Genomic DNA, 9,723 nt, shown 5'->3' on the forward strand with positions numbered 1-9,723 from the left:
ATATATAGGCTCATTATGAATCAATCAAGTGGCCCACGTATACCGTTATTAATACATGTGGTAGGCGACAGAAAATTCGTCACATTATTAGATTTCTAAAGTACATTAAAAAATAACGCAAGTACTCAAAAGAATAAGTACTTGCGTTGCTTAATTTTTGCTATCGTGAATACATTTTTGGACATTCATCACCACGTGGTTCGTAAAAACAATGGCTTTTAAATTGCCCTGCAAACGGCTGATTATACCATTCAGGCGGACAAGCTCCAACTGGACGGAAATACCAAAGAGCCCACCTTGCCGGCCAGCGCCATTCACCTTGTAAAACTTTTCTTGCGATTTCTTTTTCTGATTCACGGGCACGTTGATAAAAGTATCCGTATTGAACCGCTTCGAATCCGCCAGGGCTTTGATATACAGCATCAGGTACGGTACGGAGTTGTTTAAAATCTAAGCAATCGCAAAATACACGGTTTACTACCACACATCCGACAAGTTGTTCGCCTTGCCGACCTTCACCTTCAGCCTCAGCACGAATTAAACGAGCTAGTAAATCAACGTCACTTTCGTTGTAGGGGATAAGGGGCATAGTGATACCACCTTTCTATAACTGTTATAGTAAAGAGTGTATGTTTGAAAATGAGCTAAGTGCTTTTTTACATGCAAATATCATTAAAATTTCAAGAGGAGCTTGTATGAAAAAAGCTAATTAGTAATAGTAGATTAATATGAAAAGGGAGAGGTATTATGTATCGAATTCATAAAGACCATATTATTTACGCAATGTCACCAGAAAATAGGCCGTGTATTGAAGTAGAAATTGGAAGCCGTCTTGTATTTGAAACATATGTGAATTTAGTATTAAATAAGAAAAGATAGAAAAAGGATACTTTTGTATAAAAGCATCCTTTTTAAATTTACGGAATTAGTGAAAAAAGGTAGTATTTATTTTATATAATTGCATATGAGATTGTGGATCGAAAAGGAGTTAATAAATGGTTAAAATTATGATTGTAGAAGATGATATGAAAATTGCAGAGTTATTATCAACATATGTTGGGAAATACGGTTACCAAGGAATAGTTGTATCGGATTTTCAAAATGTATTAGCCACATTTTTAGAGGAACAACCAGAGCTAGTTTTATTAGATATCAATTTACCGAGTTTTGATGGATACTATTGGTGTCGTCAAATCCGTGCGGTCTCTATATGTCCGATTTTATTTATTTCGGCTCGTGAAGGCACGATGGATCAAGTTATGGCGTTAGAAAATGGTGGCGATGATTTTATTCCGAAACCTTTTCATTATGAAGTTGTAATGGCGAAAATTCGTAGTCATTTAAGGCGTGCTTACGGAGATTATGCACCAAAACTAGAAGAACGAATGGTTGAGCAACAAGGTCTTTCTTTATATCCCGAAAGACTGGTATTAAAGTTACGGAATCAAGAGATCGATATAACGAGAAACGAAGCCATTTTATTAGAGATGTTAATGAAAAATTATCCACGCGTTGTGAGTAGAGAAGTGTTGCTTAATAAATTATGGGATAGCGAATCTTATGTTGATGATAATACATTAAGTGTAAATACAACACGTGTGCGTAAAAAGTTAAAAACGTTACATATTGAAGGGGCAATTGAAACGATTAGAAGTGTTGGATATAGATTACATATTACTTGGGATAATGGTATGGAAAATTGATAAGGCTGTTTATACGTGATCATATACCACTTATTTGTTTTACAGTATTCCAACTCATATCCATATTCCTAGTATATTGGTTTGATGGGCATAAGCATATAACGACGGCATTATATGCAATGTTTTTAGGTGTTATATTTATGGTAAGTTATTTATTATTCCGTTATTTTACACATCGTTCTTTTTATGAACGCTTAGCAAATCCGATGCAATCTTTGGATGAATCTGTTCAAAAATCTGATTTTGCAGTTTTATCTACTGCTCTCCAAGATTTGCTTGAAGTGCAATATCGCCATTATCAAAATCAGCTGCAATTACAAGAGAGAAAAAATAATGATCATTTAACCTTTATGAATCAGTGGATTCATCAAATGAAAACACCCTTGTCTGTAATAGAATTGATTACACAGGATGAAGTGGATTCGCGTTTTGAAAGTATTAATGAGGAAACTGATCGGTTGAAAAAGGGATTAGAGATGGCTTTGTATGTCGCGCGTTTAGAAGCATTTACACAAGATTTTTATGTGGAAAGAGTACAACTCCATAAAATAGTGAATGATTCCGTGCATGAACATAAACGCTTTTTTATTAGGAATTTTGTATATCCAGAACTTGAAATTGATAAAGGTATTACTGTAGAAAGTGATGCGAAATGGTTACAATTTTTAATTGGACAAATTATATCGAATGCGATCAAATATTCATCAGGCAGTAGAGAAAAAATTAAAGTAAAAGCATGTAAGGAAGGGAATACAGTTATTCTTGAAATTGTCGATAGTGGTGTAGGGATACCGAAACAAGATTTACCAAGAGTATTTAAACCATTTTTTACAGGGGAAAACGGTAGAGATTTTAAAGAATCAACTGGGATGGGACTATATCTTGTATATGAAATTACGAAACAATTAGGACATAGTGTAGAGATCCATTCAGAAGTTGGTAAAGGTACGGTTGTACGAATTAAATTTTGTAATGTGTAAAAGTGATTCAGGCTAAGGAACTTTAAGTATAAGTTTTTTAGCCTTGTTTTGTACCTTTGATAAAATTATAAAATTAAAAATTATTTACATAAGAAAAACAAAGCAATAGCGTTAAAGATAAAAATGAGTCTTTTATTACTTGTTAATGAAAGGAGTGAATCAGAATAGATATTCGGAAAATGAGATATTTCATAACAGTGGCAGAAGAATTAAACTTTAGTCGTGCGGCAGAACGTCTTATGATGGCACAACCGCCTTTAAGCCAAGAAATTCGAAAGTTGGAAGAAGAATTAGGAGTTCAACTTTTTCATCGAACAAAAAGAATGGTGGAACTTACTGACGCGGGGAAAATATTTTTAGAAGGTGCGCGGCAAACGTTATTGCAGGTAGATAGAACCATTAAAGAAACACAGCTTGCGAATGAAGGGAAGGTCGGGCATTTAATCATTGGTTTTGTCGATTCTACAGAAACAGTTATAGACATATTAAAAACATTTCGAGAACGGTATCCTAAAATTCAGCTCATATTACGTGAGATGACAACAGACCAGCAAATAAAAGGGCTCTACGAAAAACAAATTCATATTGGATTTATTCGTTCTGAGCAGAATAATGAAGTATTATCTTCTGAAGTTTGTTCTGAAGAATGTTTAAAATTGGTTTTGCATCAAGATCACCCTTTAACTTCGTTACCTAACATTTCAATCCAATCATTAATTGATGAACCATTCATTTTATTTCCGCGTCATTTTGGTACAAATTTTTATGATTTAATTATTAGTTATTTTTGGAAACATGGAGTAAGTTTAAATATTGTTCAAGAAGCGATTCAAATGCAAACGATTGTGAATTTAGTTGCTGCAGGAATGGGGATTTCCGTCGTGCCATCATCGGTGGAGAGTTATAAAAAATCGGGAGTCATGTATAAAGACATTCAAGAAAAAACACCAAAAATAAATTTATATGTTGGATGGAGACAAGATGAAAAGTCTGTAGTGTTAGAGAACTTCTTAACGATTGTTAGAGAGGTTTATACGACTTCACAATTTGAATTTAAAGAGTAAAAGCCCATCTTGATAGGATGGGCAGTGGGGATTTTGAAAGGGAAAATAATATTTTATATTAGGACTGCAAAGATATTTTGTGGCTTTTATTAAGAAATCCACTGATGAATCAACCTGTTTTGCTCGGATCATACTCAATGAAACTTTTTAGTATACTATCAATTTGATCCATAATTTCAGGTTGCAATTTAATACTAGAAGCAATTACGTTTTCTCTTATTTGCTCCGGATTTGATGCGCCGATGATTGCAGAGGAAACAGCTGGATTTTGTAATACCCAAGCAACTGCGAGTTGTGATAGGGTAAGATCAGTTTCTTGCGCGATGGGATTAAGTTTCTGAATAGCAGTGAGTACATCATCACTCATCCAACGTTGCACGAGTTTGTGGAAAAATGGTTTACCAGCATCTGAATTAGCACGTGATTGAGTAGGGATTGGTTTACCAGGTTGATATTTTCCAGTGAGAATACCTTGTGCGAGCGGGGACCATACAACTTGACCAAGTCCCTCACGTTGACATGTTGGTATCACATCAGTTTCGATAACTCTCCACAACATTGAGTATTGAGGTTGGCTAGCGATGAGTGGAATGTTCAATTCTCGTGCCAGTGCTGCACCGCGGGTGATTTGTTCCGATGTCCACTCACTTACGCCTAAATAAAGGACTTTACCTTGCCGGACAAGATCAGCAAAAGCTAACATCGTTTCCTCAAGAGGGGTTGTTGTATCAAATCTATGTGCATAATAGACATCAATGTAGTCTGTCTGTAATCGACGTAAAGATGCATTACAATTTTCTATAATATGTTTTCGTGATAATCCACGATCATTTTTTCCAGGTCCGGTTGGATGGCAAACTTTTGTACATAGTTCTATACTTTCTCGGCGTATACCTTTCAAAGATCGGCCAAGTACTTCTTCGGCTATCGTGTCTGAATAAACATCAGCAGTATCAAACGTTGTAATTCCGACATCTAGAGCGGTTTTCACACAATCATTTGCAGTAATTTCATCTATTTTTCCACCATGATTTATCCAGTTCCCGTATGCAATCTTGCTTACTGTTAATCCACTGTTTCCTAGTTTGCTAAATTCCATTGTAGAATCCCCCTTAAAAATGATACCTTTATTATAAGAACTGAAATTTAGTATGTATAATATATGATTTATGATGAATTTATATAAAAATTATATAAGAGGGAATGCTTACAATTTTATTGCTAGGGAAAGCTAAAGCAAGTAGTACAACAAATGTGGTTGATGCTTGTTCGATATAAAGTTAAGAAATAATGAATAGACCTTAAAAGAAAGTAATCTTTTTAGCAGCACAAATAATTGCATTTACTCATACAGTACCATTATGGTACAATATGGTTACTAATGAGGGAAAGGAATGATGGGTGGACGATGATTAACTAATCTTATTTTTAAATGTTGAAATTAAATAAATTTCAATTTATAAAAAATAGGATTAGTCTGCCCAATTCCAAACAACGGTTTTGCTATTTGTTTTGCGTAATAGCTTATTTGGGTATAAATAATGTAACGACTAATCCTGCCAAAATTACTTTGGGAGGATTTTTTTGTTCTCCCTTAATGAAAGGGATCGGTAATATGAAAGAACTTTTAAAATTAAATGATGTATATGTTGAAATAAAGGAAAATACTTTGTTAGAGAAAATGAATGTTACAGTAAAACAAGGAGATGTTATCGGATTAATTGGTAAAAATGGTGCTGGTAAATCAACGTTGCTTCAATTAATAAATGGGAAGATTGAACCATCAAAAGGTACTGTTGAATGGCAGCAAATGAATATGACAACAGCATATGTTGAACAAGAAATTGAATGTTTTAGTAGTAATGATGTGATTGCCAAAGAAGCAGAACTTCTTGCGAAATGGGGCGTACCGACGAACGATTTTTTTACTTTAAGTGGTGGTGAAAAATTAAAAGTTCGACTTGCAAAAGGATTTGCTAAAAACCCTAACGTATTAATATTAGACGAACCGACAAATCATTTAGATGAGATGAGTACGGAATTTCTCATTAAACAAATAAAAAATATGAAGGGTACAGTTATCGTTGTATCGCATGATCGATATTTTTTAGATGTTGTCGCAACAAAAATATGGTCAATTGAGGATAAGAAATTAATTGAGCATAGCGGTAATTATACGAGTTATATGAAAGCACGTGAGCAAAGAAGATTAACGCAGCAGCGTGAATATGAAAAACAACAAAAAAAGATAGAACAAGTAGAAACACATATAAAAGAATTAAGTTCATGGTCACAAAAGGCACACGCACAGTCTACAAAACAAGAAGGTGTTAAAGAATTTTATCGTGTAAAAGCGAAACGAATGGATGCGCAAGTTAAGTCAAAACGAAAACGTCTCGAAAAAGAGCTAGAGAAAACGAAAGTAGAACGTGTGAAAGAAGAGTACTCAGTTGAGTTCTCTATTCAAGCGAATAAAAAAGTTGGAAAACGCTTTTTAGAAGTAAAGCAATTAAAAAAAGACTTTCATGGAAAGACATTATTTGAAAACGTTAATTTTACAATTCAGCACGGTGAGAAGGTTGCGATAATTGGGCCAAATGGTAGCGGGAAAACAACATTACTGAAGATGATTATGGGAACGGAAACTACCGAAGGAGAAGTATGGATTTCACCATCAGCAAACATTGGATATTTAACACAAGAAGTATTTGATTTACCGCTTGATAAAACACCAGAAGATTTATTTTATAAAGAGACATTTGAAGAAAGAGGAAAAGTCCAAAATTTAATGAAACATTTAGGGTTCCAAGCTTCTCAATGGAAAGAGCCAATTGAGTATATGAGTATGGGGGAAAGAGTGAAATGTAAGCTCATGGCTTATATTTTAGATGAAAAAGATGTACTTATTTTAGACGAACCGACGAATCACCTTGATCTACCTTCACGTGAACAGCTTGAAAATACATTAGCTGAGTATAATGGAACACTCATTATCGTTTCTCACGATCGATATTTTCTGGAGAAAACAACTAACGTAAAACTTGTGTTTTTAAACAATACGATACAAAAGCAGCTCGAAGAACCTACGAAAACAAGAGATGAAATTGAAGAGCTACGTTTAACGCTAGAAACAGAGAGACAAGAAGTATTAGGTAAATTAAGCTTTTTAACTTCTAAAGACAAAGAATATAAAGAACTGGACGAACGGTTTATGGAGCTTACGAAGCAGATCAAGGCGCTTTAACGTAAATAAGGGGGATTAATATGGGAAAAGAGAGTTTGACTAAGTTATTTAAAATAGATTGTGGTGATATATACCTACAAGAGTTTACGGTCAAAGATGCAGAGAGTATTTATAAAATAGCAAATCAACCAGAAATAGAAAAGTTTTTACCCGACTGGAAATCAACGAAAGAACAACGAGTTAATTGGGTGACAAATGATGAAATACCAGAAAATAAAGCATTTCTTGATGCAGTGAGAACTACGACTAACACAGATGATCACATATTGAGGCTAGGAATATTTAAGAAAACCACAAATGAATTTATTGGATGGTGCTGCACAAGTCTGAAAGATGAGCTTCCTGCACCGAATAGAGAAATCATGTATGCTGTTTCAAGTGAATATCATAATAATGGATATGCAACGAAAGCGACACAAGGCTTGATCGGCTATTTGTTTGAAAATACAAATGTGGATGTCCTTAACGCAATTGCATTAATTAATAACGTACCGTCAAATAAAGTTATTGAAAAATGCGGGTTTGCTTTTTTGAGTCAACAGACGATAGAAAATCAAATTTTTAATCATTATGTATTGAGTAAATCCGAATGGGTAAAAAATAGTGCTCTTTAAAGGGGATCATGCAATGCAAAAAGCTTAGAGTTAAAATTCTAAGCTTTTTTGCATTTTAAAGTACTAGTTGGGGTCCTGCCGGCAAAACGCGGAAATTATACGCTAAGCAACTTCTAGCAAAGAAAAAACCGATTTCCTGTACGCTAAGGAAATCGGTTTTTAGCTTAGTAATGAATTTATAGTTGTTTTCTGAACCTGGGGCCAAACAGCTACTTTGGTATAAATTGTGGTTTCAAAATATGGATGCACTTATAGAGTATATAGCTAGTAGTAGAGCGAAATTATGCTATTATCTTTTTAGCCATTCGATAATTAGTTAATTTAATGCCCTTACGTTCTATAATTTGTGAACAGATTACTTGGTACCCTTTGTGTTTAAAGAATGACTTGGCAGTAATACTGGCCTCTGTGATAATCTCTAAAAAGTTTAATCTTTTTGCCTCTAACTCAAGCATATCAACAAGAGCTGAAGCTATACCTTTCCCTTGATAATCTTTATGAACATAAAGCCTATCAGGGGTTCAGCCGAGATACGTGTAAAAACGGGTCATAAGCTGTAATATATTTCCGTTATTGGTTTTTTAGTTAAAAATATCTACCTTATGATTAACAAAAAGCTGATTCCCTATGCGCTATAAATGAACTGCCCCCAATTGTTAAACAAAACCTAGCAATTGGGGGCAGTTCATAGTTATCATTTGACTCTTCTAGTGACTTTCTCAAGTAAAGCACCCTTTGGTTGAATAAGATTTATTTATTCATTCCCATCAATCGCTTAATTGTTCTTATTTGGGGTACAGTCACATGCCCATCAACTTAAGAACGAAAACAAAAAGAACTTTCGTTCAAACAAACTAAAAAACACGTAATGTACTTGTTGTTATTGAATAACCAGCTATCTTGTTTTGATTTCAGATATGTTAGTGTATTTTCTCTAACTTGTGATAATTCATTCAAATAATAATCTAAAGATTGCTTTTTTATTCCTTCCCTTGCTTTGTCTCCAAGTTCTAAAGAAATTCGCCACTTTAGATATTCACTTTCAGTTAAATCTCTTTTTTCAAACGAGATAACTCGATGAACAAACTCCATCGCTGCAATATGTGATAAGAGAGAACCAATAGTGTTTGAACTACCGTTTGGTAAGAAATCTAAATCACTTTGGTTTAAATTGGAGAGCTTGTAACATCTCTTGTATGTTCAAGCATTGTTACAAGCTCTCCAATCTTATTTGAATAGTTTTCTCTTGAAATTATTCTATAATCTATCATATATATCCCTCCAATTCATGCTAAGCATAAGTTTACCAATAAAATAAAAAAGACAAAGTCTGGAAATTAATGTAAAATAATGATATAATTTAATTGAATATAAAGAAAAAGGAAACCTGTTTTTATCAGTGTTACCTTTTTCTAATTACACCACGGGGCCACCAACTAAATGTCATAAAAAACACGATAAGACAATATCTCTCAAATATAAAGCCGATTAGATCCGTAAAAAAGTTTAGACTTTTCGCCTAAGTAAAGTCGTTCCATGTAAAATCAACACTCAAGATACCGACAGGATATGAGCTGGCCATATAGTTTCTTCTAGAAGCTAAAGCTAATTTCGGATTACGAAAACAAAGGAGATTATTATAATAACCAAATGCTCGACAAATTGATGGACGTACTGAATGAATACCGCACCGATCGTTTATTTCGTCATAGAAATTACATTTGTAGTAAAGGTTCTCCAGAAAGTGTTGCTTACATTCTGTTTGCTGGTGAACGAGTTGATATCTAGATCGTGTTAAACGTTGAAGGACAACGAAGATAAAAACTATTTAATTTTCAAGGAACAGTTATTAACTTAAAACTTATTATACGAGGAGGGTGTATCATGAAAAAAATATGCTTTGTATTAATTGTCGACGCTGGTATAAATTATGGTTCAATATTTTCTCTACCATTTTTAAGGAATCAGGATAATTTGAAGGAATATTTTTCTAAGTATTATGATGTTTCAATTAATTATATTAGGGATAAAAACTCAGTTGACTATTTGGTAGTTCCCAAACCGTGTCCACCTTTTGATAATGAAAATAATCTTCCAATAATTGAAGTACCAGCAATC

General features: G+C 33.8%; 8 protein-coding genes and 4 pseudogenes. 7 read left to right on the forward strand and 5 right to left on the reverse strand.

All coding sequences use genetic code 11. From position 1 onward, the window contains the following. Positions 1 to 160: 160 nt before the first annotated feature. Entirely contained in the window at positions 161 to 589 is a 429-nt protein-coding gene (locus KI356_RS24235) for a cell wall hydrolase (RefSeq protein ID WP_002119861.1), read from the reverse strand. 158 nt (positions 590 to 747) lie between these two features. Between KI356_RS24235 and KI356_RS24240 the strand changes: the two are divergent. From KI356_RS24240 to KI356_RS24255, 4 genes and pseudogenes are all read left to right on the forward strand, one after another. Beyond that, a pseudogene (locus KI356_RS24240) lies at positions 748 to 849 on the forward strand (acetamidase/formamidase family protein); the annotation flags it as partial. A gap of 146 nt (positions 850 to 995) precedes the next feature. Continuing rightward, a complete protein-coding gene (locus KI356_RS24245) occupies positions 996 to 1,703 on the forward strand; it encodes a response regulator transcription factor (protein WP_128280201.1) in 708 nt (235 codons plus the stop codon). Further along, positions 1,700 to 2,683, forward strand: coding sequence for a sensor histidine kinase (locus KI356_RS24250; protein WP_212936693.1), 984 nt, complete (start codon positions 1,700 to 1,702; stop codon positions 2,681 to 2,683). Before KI356_RS24245 ends, KI356_RS24250 begins: the two co-directional genes overlap by 4 nt. A 164-nt stretch (positions 2,684 to 2,847) precedes the next feature. Beyond that, a complete protein-coding gene (locus KI356_RS24255) occupies positions 2,848 to 3,747 on the forward strand; it encodes a LysR substrate-binding domain-containing protein (protein WP_212936698.1) in 900 nt (299 codons plus the stop codon). A 109-nt stretch (positions 3,748 to 3,856) separates the two neighbouring features. On the opposite strand, the gene KI356_RS24260 is transcribed toward KI356_RS24255, so the two are convergent. Then, entirely contained in the window at positions 3,857 to 4,846 is a 990-nt protein-coding gene (locus KI356_RS24260; RefSeq protein WP_212936694.1) for an aldo/keto reductase family protein, read from the reverse strand. 516 nt (positions 4,847 to 5,362) lie between these two features. On the opposite strand from KI356_RS24260, the gene abc-f reads away from it, so the two are divergent. Both abc-f and KI356_RS24270 read left to right on the forward strand, forming a co-directional pair. Beyond that, positions 5,363 to 6,991, forward strand: a complete 1,629-nt coding sequence (gene abc-f, locus KI356_RS24265) for a ribosomal protection-like ABC-F family protein (RefSeq protein WP_212936695.1) — start codon at positions 5,363 to 5,365, stop codon at positions 6,989 to 6,991. Positions 6,992 to 7,011: 20 nt separating this feature from the next. Further along, complete coding sequence (locus KI356_RS24270; RefSeq protein ID WP_212936696.1) at positions 7,012 to 7,605, forward strand: GNAT family N-acetyltransferase; 594 nt, start codon at positions 7,012 to 7,014, stop codon at positions 7,603 to 7,605. A 281-nt stretch (positions 7,606 to 7,886) separates the two neighbouring features. Here KI356_RS24270 and KI356_RS24275 read toward each other — a convergent pair. From KI356_RS24275 to KI356_RS28765, 3 pseudogenes are all read right to left on the reverse strand, one after another. Beyond that, positions 7,887 to 8,120, reverse strand: a pseudogene (locus tag KI356_RS24275) (GNAT family N-acetyltransferase); the annotation flags it as partial. A 301-nt stretch (positions 8,121 to 8,421) separates the two neighbouring features. Continuing rightward, positions 8,422 to 8,876: pseudogene (locus KI356_RS28520) on the reverse strand (hypothetical protein). 248 nt (positions 8,877 to 9,124) lie between these two features. Further along, a pseudogene (locus KI356_RS28765) lies at positions 9,125 to 9,421 on the reverse strand (YkgJ family cysteine cluster protein); the annotation flags it as partial. Positions 9,422 to 9,489: 68 nt separating this feature from the next. Between KI356_RS28765 and KI356_RS24290 the strand changes: the two are divergent. Then, a partial coding sequence (locus tag KI356_RS24290) for a hypothetical protein (protein WP_212936697.1) occupies positions 9,490 to 9,723 on the forward strand: 234 nt, incomplete at its 3' end.

The organism is Bacillus hominis (assembly GCF_018332515.1).
Lineage (GTDB): Bacteria > Bacillota > Bacilli > Bacillales > Bacillaceae_G > Bacillus_A > Bacillus_A hominis.

What these genes read in the sequence shown, in the direction of transcription:
- KI356_RS24235 (WP_002119861.1), bottom strand. Translation starts at nt 589, where the DNA reads ATGCCCCTTATCCCCTACAACGAAAGTGACGTTGATTTACTAGCTCGT.
- KI356_RS24245 (WP_128280201.1), top strand. Translation starts at nt 996, where the DNA reads ATGGTTAAAATTATGATTGTAGAAGATGATATGAAAATTGCAGAGTTA.
- KI356_RS24260 (WP_212936694.1), bottom strand. Translation starts at nt 4,846, where the DNA reads ATGGAATTTAGCAAACTAGGAAACAGTGGATTAACAGTAAGCAAGATT.
- abc-f (WP_212936695.1), top strand. Translation starts at nt 5,363, where the DNA reads ATGAAAGAACTTTTAAAATTAAATGATGTATATGTTGAAATAAAGGAA.
- KI356_RS24270 (WP_212936696.1), top strand. Translation starts at nt 7,012, where the DNA reads ATGGGAAAAGAGAGTTTGACTAAGTTATTTAAAATAGATTGTGGTGAT.